17 protein-coding genes and 1 riboswitch are annotated in these 14601 nt (G+C 68.8%); of the genes, 6 read left to right on the top strand and 11 right to left on the bottom strand.

Annotated elements, in window-relative coordinates; genetic code table 11:
* Positions 1 to 390 precede the first annotated feature (390 nt).
* Positions 391 to 537, top strand: a complete 147-nt coding sequence (locus BV907_RS19040; protein WP_175637516.1) for a hypothetical protein — start codon at positions 391 to 393, stop codon at positions 535 to 537.
* Positions 538 to 853: 316 nt separating this feature from the next.
* On the opposite strand, the gene BV907_RS17830 is transcribed toward BV907_RS19040, so the two are convergent.
* The 3 genes from BV907_RS17830 to BV907_RS17820 all read right to left on the bottom strand — a co-directional run bounded on the left by BV907_RS17830 (position 854) and on the right by BV907_RS17820 (position 4163).
* Positions 854 to 2212: an aspartate aminotransferase family protein gene (locus BV907_RS17830; RefSeq protein ID WP_077491097.1), complete on the bottom strand. Its 1359-nt coding sequence runs from the start codon at positions 2210 to 2212 to the stop codon at positions 854 to 856.
* A 29-nt stretch (positions 2213 to 2241) separates the two neighbouring features.
* Positions 2242 to 3294, bottom strand: a complete 1053-nt coding sequence (locus tag BV907_RS17825; protein WP_077491096.1) for a phosphotransferase — start codon at positions 3292 to 3294, stop codon at positions 2242 to 2244.
* Positions 3295 to 3488: 194 nt separating this feature from the next.
* Positions 3489 to 4163: a GntR family transcriptional regulator gene (locus tag BV907_RS17820; protein WP_077491095.1), complete on the bottom strand. Its 675-nt coding sequence runs from the start codon at positions 4161 to 4163 to the stop codon at positions 3489 to 3491.
* Positions 4164 to 4342: 179 nt separating this feature from the next.
* Between BV907_RS17820 and BV907_RS17815 the strand changes: the two genes are divergently transcribed.
* The 4 genes from BV907_RS17815 (at position 4343) to BV907_RS17800 (ending at position 7006) form a co-directional block, all read left to right on the top strand.
* Complete coding sequence (locus tag BV907_RS17815; RefSeq protein ID WP_077491094.1) at positions 4343 to 5032, top strand: haloacid dehalogenase type II; 690 nt, start codon at positions 4343 to 4345, stop codon at positions 5030 to 5032.
* Between the two features lie 332 nt (positions 5033 to 5364).
* Positions 5365 to 6033 carry a haloacid dehalogenase type II gene (locus BV907_RS17810; RefSeq protein ID WP_077491093.1) on the top strand — a complete coding sequence of 223 codons (669 nt, stop codon included), beginning with the start codon at positions 5365 to 5367 and terminating at the stop codon, positions 6031 to 6033.
* A 149-nt stretch (positions 6034 to 6182) separates the two neighbouring features.
* Positions 6183 to 6413 carry a hypothetical protein gene (locus BV907_RS17805; protein WP_245828071.1) on the top strand — a complete coding sequence of 77 codons (231 nt, stop codon included), beginning with the start codon at positions 6183 to 6185 and terminating at the stop codon, positions 6411 to 6413.
* Positions 6414 to 6754: 341 nt separating this feature from the next.
* Complete coding sequence (locus BV907_RS17800) at positions 6755 to 7006, top strand: hypothetical protein (RefSeq protein ID WP_139346869.1); 252 nt, start codon at positions 6755 to 6757, stop codon at positions 7004 to 7006.
* Between the two features lie 129 nt (positions 7007 to 7135).
* Here BV907_RS17800 and BV907_RS17795 read toward each other — a convergent pair whose 3' ends face one another.
* Genes BV907_RS17795 through BV907_RS17780 form a run of 4 tightly spaced genes read right to left on the bottom strand, consistent with a single transcriptional unit; the run spans position 7136 to position 10935 of the window.
* Entirely contained in the window at positions 7136 to 7861 is a 726-nt protein-coding gene (locus BV907_RS17795) for a GntR family transcriptional regulator (RefSeq protein ID WP_077491090.1), read from the bottom strand.
* On the bottom strand, positions 7854 to 8672 hold the full coding sequence (locus BV907_RS17790) for a triose-phosphate isomerase family protein (RefSeq protein ID WP_077491089.1): 819 nt from the start codon (positions 8670 to 8672) through the stop codon (positions 7854 to 7856). The genes BV907_RS17795 and BV907_RS17790 overlap by 8 nt, the downstream gene beginning before the upstream one ends.
* Positions 8673 to 8674: 2 nt before the next feature.
* On the bottom strand, positions 8675 to 9133 hold the full coding sequence (locus tag BV907_RS17785; RefSeq protein ID WP_077491088.1) for a ribose-5-phosphate isomerase: 459 nt from the start codon (positions 9131 to 9133) through the stop codon (positions 8675 to 8677).
* Between the two features lie 44 nt (positions 9134 to 9177).
* On the bottom strand, positions 9178 to 10935 hold the full coding sequence (locus BV907_RS17780; RefSeq protein WP_077491087.1) for a dihydroxyacetone kinase family protein: 1758 nt from the start codon (positions 10933 to 10935) through the stop codon (positions 9178 to 9180).
* 276 nt (positions 10936 to 11211) lie between these two features.
* Here BV907_RS17780 and arfB point away from each other — a divergent pair, with 276 nt between their 5' ends.
* Positions 11212 to 11667, top strand: a complete 456-nt coding sequence (gene arfB, locus BV907_RS17775; protein ID WP_245828069.1) for an alternative ribosome rescue aminoacyl-tRNA hydrolase ArfB — start codon at positions 11212 to 11214, stop codon at positions 11665 to 11667.
* Between the two features lie 212 nt (positions 11668 to 11879).
* On the opposite strand, the gene BV907_RS17770 is transcribed toward arfB, so the two are convergent.
* Genes BV907_RS17770 through BV907_RS17755 form a run of 4 tightly spaced genes read right to left on the bottom strand, consistent with a single transcriptional unit; the run spans position 11880 to position 14266 of the window.
* Complete coding sequence (locus BV907_RS17770; protein ID WP_077491085.1) at positions 11880 to 12320, bottom strand: SRPBCC family protein; 441 nt, start codon at positions 12318 to 12320, stop codon at positions 11880 to 11882.
* Positions 12321 to 12333: 13 nt separating this feature from the next.
* Positions 12334 to 13536, bottom strand: a complete 1203-nt coding sequence (locus tag BV907_RS17765) for an O-succinylhomoserine sulfhydrylase (protein ID WP_077491084.1) — start codon at positions 13534 to 13536, stop codon at positions 12334 to 12336.
* A gap of 8 nt (positions 13537 to 13544) precedes the next feature.
* Complete coding sequence (locus BV907_RS17760; protein ID WP_077491083.1) at positions 13545 to 13955, bottom strand: rhodanese-like domain-containing protein; 411 nt, start codon at positions 13953 to 13955, stop codon at positions 13545 to 13547.
* Positions 13952 to 14266, bottom strand: a complete 315-nt coding sequence (locus tag BV907_RS17755; RefSeq protein WP_077491082.1) for a DUF1737 domain-containing protein — start codon at positions 14264 to 14266, stop codon at positions 13952 to 13954. Before BV907_RS17755 ends, BV907_RS17760 begins: the two co-directional genes overlap by 4 nt.
* Positions 14267 to 14274: 8 nt before the next feature.
* Positions 14275 to 14386, bottom strand: a riboswitch (SAM riboswitch).
* Positions 14387 to 14601 lie beyond the last annotated feature (215 nt).

Genomic DNA, 14601 nt, shown 5'->3' with positions numbered 1-14601 from the left:
CATGGACGAGGGCTACATCGTCGAACGCGGCGACGCCCGCGAGGTCCTGACCAACCCGCAGGAACCCCGCACCCAGTCCTTCCTCGAGAAGGTGCTCTGAGCGGACGGGAAGCCGGCCGTCATCGGCCTCGGCAGCATCGGCAGCATGGCCCTGTGGCAGGCCTCGCGCCTGTCCGACTCGGTGGTCGGCTTCGAAGCGAAGGTCCGCGCCCACGGCCGCAGCGCCGTGGGCGGGACACCCGCCTCCTTCGGATGCTCTCAACCCGGCCTTCGAGCCGCTCCTGAAGCGCTCCCATCGGCTCTGGACGGAACTCGAGCGGGAGCCCGGACAGGACATCTTCCTGCCCTGTGGCGGCCTTTATTTACATCGAGCGGTCGTCATAGATCCGGATGAAGATGGGGAACCGCTGGTCCCAGAACCTCCTGTCTGAGTCCAAGACGGCCACCGGATGCGGTGAGATCGCCGCCCTCGAGGCACTGGGCAAGGAGACCTTCGAGAACCTCGACTTCCTGCGTCCGCAGAGATTCATCACCTAACCCCCTCCCGACAGCGGCGGCCCCCCCGGGGCCGCCGCTGCCGCATCCCTGAGTAGCCGTGGCGTAGACCCTCGTTTCCCGCTACCCGCTGGTCATTCTCAGCTGCGCTCTGCCGGCAACCCACACCAGGGCTCTTGCGTAGGGCGGCCATAGTGGGCCTCGAGCTCGAGCTCGAGCAGGTGGGCGACTGTGTGTCGTGTGGTCGGAGCGGAATTGGCGAGCTGACGCGGCGCACATCACCGCCTTCGTCAATGACGTCAGAAGGCCCGATTCTGGTGCACCACCAGAATCGGGCCCTCGTGCGTTTGGCGCAGCGTCAGCGCAGGGAGCGGAAGGCGCCGTCGAGCGCCTCGAGCAGGCGATCGGCGTCGTCCAGGGAGAACGGCATGGGCGGCCGCAGCTTCAGGACGTTGCCCTGCGCCCCTGAGGCAGAGATCAGAATCCGCTGGTCCCGGAGGGCATTCACGATGCCAGAGGCGGTGTCTCCGTCGGGCGTCAGCGTGGCGCGGTCGGTGACCATATCGACGCCCACGAACAGGCCGCTTCCGCGAACCTCGGCAACCTGTTCAAGGCCACGGGTCATCTGCTTCAGTTCCGTGAGGATCTTCCCGCCGACCTTCAAGGAGTTCTCCATGAGGGACTCCTCGCGGATCACGTCGAGGACCGCCTGGGCCGCGGCGATGGCCACGGAATTGCCGCCGAAGGTGTTGAAGTAGCGGATGTTCTTCCCGAACTCGACAAGCAGCTCGGGCTTGAAGACAGCTGCCGCGATCGGGATGCCGTTGCCCATGGGCTTGCCCATGGTCACGATGTCCGGGACGATCCCGTGGCGCTGGAAGCCCCACCATGCCTCGCCCGTCCGGGCGAAGCCCGGCTGGACTTCATCCGCGATGTACAGGCCGCCGGCAGCGTGGACTTCTTCGATGATCGGCCGGAGGAAGCCCGCCGGGTCGGCAAAGATCCCGTCGGAGGAGAAGATGCTGTCGGCGATGAAGGCTGCCAGTCCGACGCCGTGGCGGTGCAGGTCGGCGATGGCGGCACGCACCTGGTCCCGCAGGTGGTCCTCGAGGGAACCCTCGCGGCCATAGCGCAGAGAGTCCGGGGGAGTGATGACCCGGACGTTCGGGCCCAGCGGGACACCTACGCCCAGGGACGGAGAGAACGACGATACCTCGGCGGTCAGGCCATGGTAGGCGCCGGAGGTGACGATGATGCCCTGGTTGCCCGTGGCGTACTTGGCCACGCGCATGGCGAGGTCGTTGGCCTCCGAGCCGGTGCAGGTGTACATGATGTGCCCGAGCTCGGCCGGGAACGTCGCGAGGAGCTGCTCCGAGTAGTCGAGGATGGACTCCTGGACGTAGCGGGTGTTCGTGTTCAGCTTCTGCATCTGCTCGTGGACGGCCGCCACGACGCGCGGGTGGGCATGCCCCACACACGGGACGTTGTTGTAGACGTCGAGGTACTCGTTGCCATCGCTGTCGAAGAGCTTGGTTCCTTGGCCCCTGACGACCTCCACCGGGGTCTCGTAGAAGAGCCGGTACCCGGGACCGAGGCTCCGGTCCCGGCGTCGGATGCTCTCCTGCAGGTGTTCCGGGAGCTCGTCGAGCCGGCTCGGATCGAAGCCGTTGACCATGGGCTTGGACGGCTTGCGCAAGGTCTGAGGAGAAATGTCCATGATGCCTCCTGGAGGTTGGTGAGCGGGGATCACGATGCGATGCTCGGGGCAGGTGCGGCGGCCGTGGAAGCCAGGCGGTCCCAGTCCTTTGCCGAGTGGGAGAAGAGGTAGTCGCGGGCCTCGGGCTGCAGGGCCGCGCGCCAGCCGGTAATCAGCGCTCGGAGGAGCAGCCGGGCCGGGGCTGACACAGTCAGGGCCCTGAGCTCCTGGGGGGACAGCGGGCAGAGGCTGTGGTAGCCCTCCGCGATGGGAAGAGCGCTGTCCCAGGGATTCTCTGGATCCGCCCCCAGTTGGTTGGCCATGGCCACGCTGATGTCGAAGATCCTCGGCGAACGCACCACGTCACCGAAGTCGATAACCCCCGCCACATAATGAGAGGCGCCAGGGTCGACCAGAACATTGAAGGGGCTGAAGTCGCCGTGGATGACATGCGAGCTGAGCGTGTCGAGGAGCGGCGCGACCGTCTCGTCGAACTGATCGAAGATGTTCTCGGCAAGCGCCCGCTTCCCAGCCTCGCCGACGTACTCGAGCAGTGGCCGCATGCGGTGGAAGTGCTTGAGGTCCCAGATGAGCATGCGGTCGGCCCGTGGGTGGTCAAAGCCCTCCAATGCAGTGGCTAGGCGCGCAAGGCTCGAGCCGCACTGACGAAGCTGGTCAGCTGACGGAGCATGCGAGGCGAGCAGGCGGCCGGGCATGAAGCGCATGACCCGCAGCACGCGGTCATAGGGTCCCTCGGCCGCCGGGACAACCACTTCGCCTGTGCCGGCGAGGCTCCTGACCAGCCGCTGGACGGGGAGTTCGGGAGCCGTCCATTCCAGATGCTCCATGCAGGCAGTCTGAAGGTTGACCAGCGCAGGGTCCTCGTCCGGTGAGGATAGCTTCACCAGAGACGTACTGCCCCTGTCTTCCAAGCGGAATGTCTCGTCCTTCTCGGTGGGGATCCGATGGAGCCGGCCCCCCACGCCATAGTGCGCGTCGAGAAGCTTTAGGACGGCCGGTTCCCCGAGCGGGCGCTGCTCCCCTGTGAGCCCGCTTTCCGCGGCGACGGTGCTGATGAAGTCGGAGCCGGCGCTAGTGTCCATGTCCAATGTCTCCTGCTGTAGAGGGGAGAGGTCTCAAAGTGGTCTTCGCCACCTGTTCCACTGCTCAACAGTATTCCAGCTTGCGCCTCGGCCTGCAATCCCGCCTCTCCATCAACCGTCTGCGGGGACGTCTTCGGGGGAGGGGCGCGGACTGCTCGGGCCTCGCCGAACGCAGGTCGAGGGCGAGCGACGGCTCAGGTGCTGGCATGCCTCGAGGCGATGATCTGCCGGATCACGTCGCGATACTCGACGATGGTGTCGGCGATGACTCGCTCCGCCAGGACTGGGTCACGTGACTCCAGTGCCGCCACGATCTTCTTGTGCTCTGCTTCGAGCTCCTCGGGGCGCTCGTACTCATGCCGTTCACTAGAGAGAATGAACATGAAGTACCGCAGTTCCACGACCAACTGCTGATAGAAGGCCCTCAGCTTCTGGCTTCCCAGAAGGCCGACGATGGCAGTGTGGATGGCCAGGTCCTTCTCGACGATCTCGGCCGGATCTCCGGTCTTCAAGGCGGTTCGGAACGCCTCCATGGCCGCATGGACCTCGTCTAGAGAGGTTTCTTCCGAGATGCTCCGGGCGGCTGTGGTCTCCAGGTGGAACCGGGCGTTGTAGACGTCCATGATCTCAGCGTCGCTGGGGTCCCACACGACGGCGCCGCGGTTTGGGAGGTGCCGAATGAGGCCAGCGGCCTGAACAATTCGGACGGCTTCCCGGACGGTATTCCTCGAGAGGCCGAGGTCCTCGGCGAGGACACTCTCCCGAAGCCGCTCGCCCGGCTTGAGCACTCCATCCAAGATCATGGACGTCACGCCATCGGCAACCTGCTGCACGGTAGAGGAATGTACGATCTGGATCTGCTGCGCCATGCTTCATTCTAATCAGTCATACAGTAGGGCAGTAACGCAGAGTCCGACACGGCGGTTGTGCGCAGCGTAACGCCGCTGAACTGCCCTACTGTTGACACCTCAGAGTCTCACCAGTATCGTCGACAATCGACGGCCCTCGTCGACAATCGACAAGCTTCCATCACGACTCGGAGGAACCCATGGCATTCGACACCCTGCCGAAGTTCGTCACGTTCGACATGAACGGGACGCTCATCAAGTTCGCGATCAACGACACGATGCGCGACGTCCTCGGCGACCGGCTGCCAGCCGAGGTCGCCGACGAGTACCTGCGGATCTGCAAGGCCTACCGGATCGACGAGTGCATGGGCGCGTACAAGCCCTTCCACCAGATCGTCGCCGACTCCATGGAGCGCGCCTCGCGCAAGGTGGGCCTCGAGTTCCGCGCCGACGAGGCCCGCGAGGTCTACGACCGGATCACCACCTGGGGTCCCTACCCCGGCGTCACGGCGGCGCTGAACCGCCTGGCCGAGGCCGTGCCGCTGGTCATCATCACCAACAGCGACACCGTGGTTGCCGAGCAGCTTGCGGCGAACCTCAAGGCTCCGTTCGAGGTCATCATCACGGCCGAGCAGATGGGCTGCTACAAGCCGCGCCTCGCCGCGTTCGAGTACATGTTCGACAAGCTCGGCGTGACCCCGGACGAGATCGTGCACGTCTCCGCGAGCCCGATGTACGACCACCGCCCGGCGGCCATCATGGGGATCGAGAAGAAGGTGTACGTGGACCGCGGCTTCGAGCACGACGAGCACTGGCTCGGCTACGAGCGCATCACCGACATCGCCGACCTCCCCGTCCTCTTCGGCCTGCCGCGTCCCGACGCCTCCTGAGCGGAGCCATCGAGACCCGCGCAGGCTCGTTCTGCCGGGCCTTCGGGGCCGAGGCCACCACGGGCCTCGGCCCCGCCAGGCGCCCTTCACTAGGGCTCTCCGTCCTTCGCCTCGGGGCGGTGCGCGACAGGCAGGCAGCGTTTTTCGCCAGTGCAGGCACCTTGCGGAAACCTACTGCTGAACTGCTCAACTGTTGACAATCTGCAACGCGCGGCGTTTCATTGATCAGGGACGGCCAGCAGAAGTTTCAGGTCTCATGCCCGCTGAGGGCATGCCCTGAAGGCTTCTCGGGCCGCACACCCCTGATCAAGACCTCGTGAGGAGAGCCTGAAATGATCGACTTCGAGCCGAAGTACATCACCTTCGACATGCACGGAACCCTGATCCGGTGGCAGATCAAGGACATGACCCGGAAGCTGCTGGCAGACACCGTGCCGGCTGAACTCATGGACGAGTTCCTCAAGAGCTTCGCCTGGCAGCGCCTCGACGAGGTTCTTGGCCCCTGGAAGCCCTTCCCCGACGTCATCCACGACTCGCTCCGGAAGACCCTTGAGCGCTACAACCTGCCGTACCGGAAGTCCGACAGCCAGGCCATCGTGGACGCCGTTCCGACCTGGGGGCCGTACCCGGAGGTGCCGGCGGCACTGCGCGCACTTGCTTCTCGCTACCCGCTGGTCATCCTCAGCAACGCCTCTGACGAGCAGGTGATGAGCAATGTGGAGAAGCTCGAGGCTCCGTTCCACGCCGTGTACACCGCCGAGCAGGCCCAGGCCTACAAGCCGCGCTACCAGGCCTTCGAGTACATGTTCAACCAGCTCAATTGCGGCCCGGAGGACGTCCTGCACATCTCCGCCAGCCCGCGCTACGACCTGATGGTCTGCAACGACCTCGGCATCAAGAACAAGGTCCACGTCAACCGCGGCTTCGAGCCCAGCACGCCCGGCTACAACTACTACGAGGTCAACCTGCTTTCCCAGGTGCCCCCGCTGCTCGGCATCTGAGCAGAGGTTGCCCGAACCTGCGGCAACTGCAGCAGTCCACGGGTTCTGGACGCCGTTCGGCCCCCTCAGTGCCGGGCGGCGTCCTCATGGGGGGAGCAAGCACCCGGGAGCGTCGGCAGCCCTGGGGGCAGGCACCGCGAAGGAACCCCATGAGAGAACATCCATCGATGTACGCATCCCGAATCAGGATCGCCCACCGCCGGGACCTCGAAGTCCAGCTCAACCGAGCGGTAGAGCGAGCTATCATTGAGGCGCTCCGGAAGCCGGGACACGGGATCCTGGTCACCCGCCACGACTACCGCACCTTCACCGTCGAGCTGACGAAGGAAGTCCCGCCCGGGCTGACCGCCGAGCGGGACCAGCTCTCGGCGCTCTCCTGAGTCCGGGCAGACGGCAACCTCCGGGTCTTCGCATTCCTCGCGGCGGCCATGCTCTAAGCGACGCGGTACTTCAAGGGGGCAAAATCGGACGCGCTGCTCGCGAAGGAGGACGCGCCGGTCGGGCACTGATCCTCCGGACAAAACCGTGACGGCCCGGCTTGCCCATGCCTGAGTACAGGGGGAACGGGACCAAGTGGTCGCCCCGCAAAACCTCCCCAGATTCGAGTACTGAATTCTCATTACACCGCTTTTGGCGGCTGTCACAGTGAATTCACAGGCATCAGCGGCAGGAGGGGGCGGGAGCGATGGTGGGCGTAGACGAAGTAGTCCGAATCTGGAGCTTGGGCTGTATTGCCACGACGGCTGAGCGTCTCTGCCGCTACGCCCAGGCACTCGTTGCCGAGCGGCCGATCGGCGCCTACAGGGCTCTGGACGACGAGCAGGAGGACCGCGTGATCCTCTCCCTGTACCGCGTGGACCGGCCTCATGCGACCATCGCGGACCTGCATCAGATGCCCCCGTTGGCACTCTCGGGCTACCACCAGATGCTCCACGATCTCGCGCGCGAAGGACTCGGGCCCATTCCGGCCTGAAGCTGACAGTGCCTACTCGAGGCCGTCCGCGATTCCGAGCTGGAGCTGATCCATCGAGTTGACGCTCTGAGTTCGATCGAATCAGGCGGGCCTTCGCCCCACACCGGCGACCAGGCCCGCCGTCGTGCCTCAGGGCGAGGCGACGTCGGCGCGCGAGCGGATGCGGACCTTCTCGATGTGGTCGCGCATCGCGGCAGCGGCGGCCTCGGGGCCCTCGCTGCGCAGGGCGTCGAGGATCGCCGCGTGCTCGGCCACGGCCTCGTCGGCGTCGCTCAGGCCGCTGCGGACGGTCTGGCGCATGCGGTGCACGCGGGTCGAGATGGCCTCCGACATGTCGAGCAGGAACGGGTTCCCCGTGCCCTCGAAGATGAGGTGGTGGAAGTTCCAGTCGATGAGGAAGTACTCGCGCAGGAGCTCCACGGGCCACGTGCCGCCGTGCTCGTGGGCCGTCGCCCGCACCCGCTCGCCGATGGCCCGGTGCTCGTCCACGGCGTGCTCGAGGAGCGGCACGAGGGTCGCGGCGTTCCGGGCGGCGAGCTCCGCGGCGCCGCACTCGAGCACGAGCCGGGCGTCGAAGAGCGCCTCGAGCTGCTCGTCCGCCAGCGGGGGAGCGACCCGGTAGCCCTTGAGGGCCTCCCGGACCACGAGCCCGGTCCGCTCGAGCTGCACGAGGGCCTCGCGGACGGGGGTGGGGGAGACGCGAAGGTCCCGGGCGAGGGCGTCGATCGAGAGCCGCGCGCCGGGGGCGATGTCCGCCGTCATGAGCATGTCGAGGATCAGGTCGTACACGCGGTCGCGCAGGCCCTTCCGCTCGAGGGCGGCGGCCCCGGCGAGCGGGTAGACGGTCTCAGACATGGGTTCCTCCTGCGCCCCCGATGCTATCAGCCGGGGTGCCCGCCACGACGGCGGAGACCTCGTCCAGGACCGCGCCCACGGCGGCGGGATCGTGGGCGAAGCGCCCGAGGAACAGGCCGTCCACGCCGTCCGCGACCGCCGTCAGAAGGCCGGGCCCGGCGCTGCCGCCGTAGATGACCGACGAGCCGGGGAAGTCCGGCAGGGAGCGGACGTGCTCGCGCACGCGCTGGGTCACCGCCGTGATGTACGACGGCGGGGCGGGCTCGGGCGCGCCGATCGCCCAGTGCGGCTCGTAGGCCGCGATGAGGCGCCCGGACGCGCCGGACGCCCTGGCAGCGGCCAGGGCGTCGTCGATCTGCCGGATGCACTCGCGAGCGGCCGCCTCGGGCGGGCCGTGACGGGCCTCGCCGATGCACAGGAGCGGCGTCAGCCCGCTGTGCAGGGCCGCCGTCGTCTTGGCGCGCACGACGGCGTCGTCCTCGCCGAAGAGCCGGCGGCGCTCCGCGTGGCCGATCTCCACGAGCGTGCAGCCGGCCTCGGCGATCTGCGCGCCGCTGACCTCGCCCGTGTAGGCCCCCGCGTCCTGGGCCGCGAGGTCCTGCGCGCCGACGTCGGCGACGCCGTCGAGGATCTCCCGCGCCGCGAGGACGGAGAGGTAGCCCGGGACGACGAACAGCCCGGCGTGACCGCCGCGGACGGCGGCGTGGCCGCCCGCGAGGGCGGCCACGCCACGGCACCACTGCACCGTCCGGGCGTGGCTGAAGTACATCTTCGTGCTCACGCCGATGAGGAATCTGGGCGTGGGGGCCATGCTCACGCCCCTTCGTAGCTGCAGATCTCCTGCACCTTGCCGTTCGAGGCGCTCTCCTCGTCGAACTCGTACGAGAGCCACTCGCGGACGTTGCGCCGCGCCTGCTCGATCCCCACGACGCGCTGGCCCATGCACAGGACCTGGGCGTTGTTCGACAGGATGCTGCGCTCGACCGAGAAGCTGTCGTGCGCCGTGACGGCACGGATGCCCTTGACCTTGTTGGCGGCGATGGCGACGCCGAGGCCCGTGCCGCAGAAGAGGATGGCGCGGTCCGCCTCGCCGCGCGCCACGATCTCCGCCGCCGCCGTGGCGATCGTCGGGTAGTGGGTGTGCCCGTCGGCGCCGACGCCGACGTCTGCCACCGAGGCCACCGAGCCGTGTGCCTCGAGGTCCTTCTTGATGATCTCCTTGTAGTCGAAGCCGGCGTCGTCCGAGCCGACGACAATGCGCAACGCGGGCATGGTCACTCCTTGGGTTGTGGGTGGGGCGTGCAGGGGCGTGCTGGTCAGGCGGTCGCGGTCTCGGGCGCCAGTTCCTCCGCGAGGACGGCCTCGATGCGCTTGGCGATGTGTGCGAGGGAGACGGCGCCGGGGTCCGGGACGCCGAGGGCCTTGGTCCCGTGGGAGCGGGCGCGGCCCATTCCCGGCATGAGGTGAGCTGTCGCCTGCGCCGCGGACTCCGCGGCGGCGGCCGCGGCCCGCCACGCCTCGGCGAGGGGCACGACGTCGTCCACGCGTTCCTGGAGGGTCGCGGCGAAGGGGACGAGGGCGTCGACGAGCGTCTTGTCGCCGAGCGCGGCCTTGCCGAAGTCCATGACGGCGCGGGCGGCGGCGGAGACGCCCGCGGCGACCGACGACGCGGTGGGCTCGGCGTCGTCGGCGAGGTGCCCGCCGAGCGTCGTGAGGATGAGGCCCCAGATGGCCCCCGAGGTGCCGCCGGCCCGATCGGACCACGCGTGGCCCGAGCGCGTGAGCAGCGTCCCCGCGCCGGCGCCGCGCCGGGCGAGGTCCGCCGCCGTCGTTGCTGCGGCGAGGGTGCCGCGCTGCATGCCGATGCCGTGGTCGCCATCGCCCGCGATCGCGTCGATGCGGCCGAGCTCCTCGGCCTCGGCGTCGATCACGTCCCGCGCGGCCGCGAGGGCCCGGGCGATCCTGGCCGCGGCCCGGCGGGACTCCTCCGTCGCTGGCGGGAGGGAATCCTCAGCTTCCTCGGCGGAGTCCTCAGCCGCGATCGCCTCGAGGTCCCCGGCGTCGACGGAGCCGGTCCTGAAGGCGGGCGTGTCCGCGGGCGCGAGCCAGAGCCGCTCGAGCTCGTCGTCGAGCCACAGGAGGGTCAGGGATGCCCCTGCCATGTCGAAGCTTGTGCAGAACTCGCCGACCTGCGGGTCGACGATCGTCGCGCCGGCGTCCTCGAGCAGCGCCGCGACGCGGGCGAAGACGACGTAGAGCTCCTCGTTCTTGACCGAGCCGAGGCCGTTGAGGATCGGTACGACGCGGGCGCCGCGGAGGGACGCGCCGTTGGGGACCTCGGCGTCGTCGAGGAGGTGGCGGACGAAGAGCTCCGCGAGGCCGTCTGCGCTCGGGACGTCGGTGATCTCGATGCCGGGCTCGCCGTGGATGCCGAGCCCGACCGCCATCTTGCCCTCGGGGACGGTGAAGAGCGGCGCCTCGGCGCCGGGCAGGGTGCAGCCGGTGAACGCAACGCCGAGGGAGCGCGTGCGGGCGTTGGCCAGGAGCGCGACGCGCTCGACGCCGTCGAGATCGTAGCCCGCCGCGGCCGCGGCGCCCGCGACCTTGAAGACGGTCAGGTCGCCGGCGATCCCTCGCCGGCGTTCCTGCTCGGATGCAGGGGCGCTGAAGATGTCGTCGGTCACGCGCACCGTGCGGCAGTCGATCCCGTCCCTGCGGACTGCGTCCTGGGCCGCGCCGAAGTGCAGGACGTCGCCCGCGTAGTTGCCGAAACTCAGCAGGACGCCGCGGCCCTGCTCGGCGGCGCGGATGACCGACTCGACCTGGTGCGCCGAGGGCGAGGCGAAGAGGTTGCCCATCGCGGCGCCGTGCGCAAGGCCGGGACCGACAAGGCCGCCGAAGGCGGGGTAGTGGCCCGAGCCGCCGCCGATCACCAAGGCGACCTCGGGATTGGCGGAGCGCGTCGAGCGTGCCACGCCACCCGGGACGCGACGCACCCACCGCCCGCTGGCCCGCACGAAGCCGTCGACCATGTCGTCCGCGAAGGATGCGGGGTCATTCCACAAGCGGGTCACTGGGGTCTCCTCTTTGAGTACGGGAACGATTGAATCTTTCCTATAGGATATTGGAACAGCAAGGGCCCAGGTCAAGCAACCCAAATCCGGGGTCACCTCTCAACGTTCCGGGGTCACCTCCCAACGATGCGGGGTCACGTCCCAAGGACGCGGGGTCACATCCCTGCGATCCGGAGTCACCTCTCGGTGACGCAGCGCGAGGTACTCTCGCAGCGGCGTGTCTCCACACGGCGTCGTCCGGCGCGCGCCAGGGAAGTGCAGCGGGAGAATGGGGGCGTGAACAAACCCGGTCAGGACCTGCGCGTGCCGCCGACTCCCGGCGCCCCGCGCGGTGTTGTGATCCCAGCGGCAGAGATCGTGGAGCGCTTCAGCCGCTCAAGCGGACCCGGAGGCCAAGGCGTCAACACGTCCGACAGCCGAGTCGAGCTGCTCTTCGACCCCGGCGCGAGCGCGGCCTTCTCGCCCGTCCAGCGCGATCGGGTCCTCAAAGCCCTCTCCGGCCGCCTCGTCGGAGGGCGCCTGAGCCTCGTCGCGTCCGGAGAACGCTCCCAGCTGCGCAACCGGGAATCCGCTCGGGAGCGGCTCGTCGTCCTGCTATCCGAGGCACTCAGGCCGCCGGCACCGACGCGCCGGCCGACTCGCCCGACCCGCAGTTCTCAGGCCAACCGGCTTGCGGCCAAGAAGCGCCGGAGCGACATCAAGTCCAGCCGGCGCACTCCGCCTCTGGACTGAGCCACTGGTCCTTTGTCGAGGCACTGGCACCGTCCTCACGCACAGGCTGACCCCGGATCGCAGGGAGGTGACCCCGGATCGTTGGGAGGTGACCCCGCAACATAGGGAGGTGACCCCGGATCGTTGGGAGGTGACCCCGCAACGTTGGGAGGTGACCCCGGATCGTTGGGAGGTGACCCCGGATCGTTGGGAGGTGACCCCGGATCGCAGGCTCAGCCTGCGAGGAGGCGGCGCAGGGCCCGACGATAGGCGAGCCGGGCCGCGCGCGCTGCGAGGCGCCCGAGGGGGCCGCCGAGCCGGCCCAGGGCGAAGTCCTGCTCCCAGCGGACGATGGAGCCGCCGTCGTGCGCCGAGACCGTGATGACTACCTCGCCGCGGATCACCCGCCCCGACTTCACGATCCGCGCCCGTCCGGGCACACTGCCCTCGGGAGGGGAGACTTCGGCGACGGTCATGACGTCGTCGAACCCTACGGCGCCGAGTGCCGTGTGCGCGACGAAGCGGTGGCCGGCGCGCAGTTCGCGGGCGGCCACCGCCCCGACGGTGATCCGCGTCAGCGGCGCGACGCGCGAATGCGCCCGCAGGTCGAGCACCCGGTCCCACGCGGCGGTCGCCAGGAGCGGGGACTCGAGCGCGATCCCGAAGCGGTGCACGGGAGCGCGGCGCTCAGCCGCCGAGGGCCTGCTCGAGGTCGCCGATGAGGTCCCCGACGTCCTCGAGGCCCACGGACAGCCGGATCACGCCGTCGCTCAGTCCGATCGCGGCCCGGCCCTCGGGGCCCATGGCTCGGTGCGTCGTCGTCGCTGGGTGGGTGATGAGGGACTTGGCGTCGCCAAGGTTGTTCGAGATGTCGATGACCTGGAGCCGGTTGAGCAGCCGGAACGCGGCCTCCTTGCCCTGGCCCTCGGGGGCGTCGAGCTCGAAGGTTAGAACGGTGCCGCCGGCGCTCATCTGCTTGCGCGCGAGCTCGTACTGGGGGTGCGACGCGAGATGCGGGTACTTGACCCAGCGGATCTCCTGCCGCGCCTCGAGCCACTCGGCGATGGCCAGCGCAGAGGCGGAGGAGTGCCGCACGCGCAGCCCCATCGTCTCGAGCCCCTTGGTCAGGACCCACGCGTTGAAGGACGAGAGCGCCGGGCCCGTGTGCCGCATGAGCTGCTTGACCGGGCCGTCGATGAACTCCTTCGTGCCCAGGACCGCCCCGCCGAGCACGCGTCCCTGGCCATCGATGTGCTTCGTGCCGGAGTACACGATGACGTCGGCGCCGAAGTCGAGGCTCTTCTGCAGGAGCGGGGTCGCGAAGACATTGTCGACGACGACCTTCGCGCCCGCCGCGTGGGCCAGGTCCGCGACGGCCTGGATGTCCACGAGCTCCTGCATGGGGTTCGACGGAGACTCGAAGAACACCGCCGTCGTCGGGACAGAGAGCGCCTCGCGCCACTGGTCCAGGTCCGGCCCGTCCACGAACACTGTCTCGACGCCCCAGCGCGGCAGGATCTCGTTGAGGATCACGAAGCACGAGCCGAAGAGGCTGCGCGCCGCGACGACCCGGTCGCCGGCGGCGAGCAGCGCCGCCAGCGCGGTGAACACCGCGGACATGCCGGACGCCGTCGCGAAGCACGCCTCGGTGCCCTCGAGCAGCCGCAGCCGCTCCTGGAACGTCGCGACGGAGGGGTTGCCGTAGCGGGAGTAGACGAAGCGCTCGTCCTCGCCGGTGAAGGCCCGCTCGGCGGCCTCGGCCGAGTCGTAGACGAAGCCCGAGGTGAGGAAGACGGCCTCGGAGGTCTCCTGGAAGTCGGTGCGGAGGAGCCCGCCGCGAACAGCCTGGGTGTCCTCGCTCCAGCTGGCGGCATTGATGTCGAACGTCACGGAAGTACTTAGTCCTGTCCCAGATTGGTCGGCAGCCCACGGTTCTTCCAGCCGTTGACGGTGCGCTGGCCGTCCGGACCGGGGTGCCCCTCGAAGCCCTCGAGGATGTTGTAGGCGGTGAAGCCCAGGTTCGTGGCCACCTCGGCGGCGTAGCTCGAGCGGTTGCCGGACCGGCACAGGAAGACGAGCTCGGCGGAGCCCGGCTCGGGCGCCTGGAGGGCCAGCTCGTTGACGAAGTCCGGGTTCGGGATCCCGCCCGCGAAGACCCACGGGATGAACAGCGGGTCGTTGTCGGTCGAGTGCGTGTCCGGGATGCCGATGTGCGCCCACTCCTCCTCGGTGCGCACGTCCACGAGCACGGCGCCCTCGAGGAGCTTCTGCCACGCCTGCTGCGGCGTGATGTCCCCTGCGTAGCTCACGCGTGGCCCTCGCCCTCGTAGTCGAGCGAGTCGACGGCGGACGCCACGGCGGCGTCGGCGCGCGCCACGGCGTGGGGCAGGATGACGGCCTGGGCGACGATGACCTCGGAGCCGTTGAAGGTCGCCGCGGGGCTCCCGTGGAGCACGTAGCCGTCGGCGAGGGCTTGGGAGATGCGGGCGCAGAACTCGCGGGTGTCCGGGCCGGTCAGGAGCCGGTAGGCGAGCTTCTCCTCGCCCGGGGTCTCCGGGGCTGCCGGGTCGTTGAGCGGAGTGGCCTCCGCGCCGGCCTGGGCAGTCGCGGTGTCGGTCATGACGGGCTCCTTCGGGCTTGCGTATCGAACGAACGAATGCCGAGTACTCACCTGAGGCACCCCGCCGCACGGAGGGTTGCCGGCCAGCTAGTCAGGGCTTGTCCACTGGCGCTCATTACTCTCGGTCGAACGTAGCACGGGGTGCCCGGAGCAACCATGGGCGTGCGGTAACGATTGGCAATATGCGCTTCACCGGCGGTTGGCGACGACGGGTGCGGCGCCGGTGAAGCCCTCGCGGGCCTTGGCGATCTCGCGGATGCGTTCCCGGGAGCCGTACCAGCCGATGACCATGAGGGCGCAGGCGACGGCGGTGGCCGCGAGGGTCCAGGGCGAGT

Source organism: Sinomonas mesophila (assembly GCF_001999765.1).
Taxonomy (GTDB): Bacteria; Actinomycetota; Actinomycetes; order Actinomycetales; family Micrococcaceae; genus Sinomonas; species Sinomonas mesophila.
The sequence above is the reverse complement of the archived record's forward strand: the minus strand, read 5'-3'. Positions and strand labels throughout refer to the sequence as shown.

Excerpts from the sequence above, each read along its gene's own strand:
- BV907_RS17785 (WP_077491088.1), bottom strand. The coding sequence starts at position 9,133 with ATGCCCGCGTTGCGCATTGTCGTCGGCTCGGACGACGCCGGCTTCGAC.
- BV907_RS17825 (WP_077491096.1), bottom strand. The coding sequence starts at position 3,294 with ATGGACACTAGCGCCGGCTCCGACTTCATCAGCACCGTCGCCGCGGAA.
- BV907_RS17805 (WP_245828071.1), top strand. The coding sequence starts at position 6,183 with ATGAGAGAACATCCATCGATGTACGCATCCCGAATCAGGATCGCCCAC.
- BV907_RS17820 (WP_077491095.1), bottom strand. The coding sequence starts at position 4,163 with ATGGCGCAGCAGATCCAGATCGTACATTCCTCTACCGTGCAGCAGGTT.
- BV907_RS17810 (WP_077491093.1), top strand. The coding sequence starts at position 5,365 with ATGATCGACTTCGAGCCGAAGTACATCACCTTCGACATGCACGGAACC.
- BV907_RS17795 (WP_077491090.1), bottom strand. The coding sequence starts at position 7,861 with ATGTCTGAGACCGTCTACCCGCTCGCCGGGGCCGCCGCCCTCGAGCGG.
- BV907_RS17790 (WP_077491089.1), bottom strand. The coding sequence starts at position 8,672 with ATGGCCCCCACGCCCAGATTCCTCATCGGCGTGAGCACGAAGATGTAC.
- BV907_RS17815 (WP_077491094.1), top strand. The coding sequence starts at position 4,343 with ATGGCATTCGACACCCTGCCGAAGTTCGTCACGTTCGACATGAACGGG.
- BV907_RS17755 (WP_077491082.1), bottom strand. The coding sequence starts at position 14,266 with ATGACCGACACCGCGACTGCCCAGGCCGGCGCGGAGGCCACTCCGCTC.
- BV907_RS19040 (WP_175637516.1), top strand. The coding sequence starts at position 391 with ATGAAGATGGGGAACCGCTGGTCCCAGAACCTCCTGTCTGAGTCCAAG.
- BV907_RS17830 (WP_077491097.1), bottom strand. The coding sequence starts at position 2,212 with ATGGACATTTCTCCTCAGACCTTGCGCAAGCCGTCCAAGCCCATGGTC.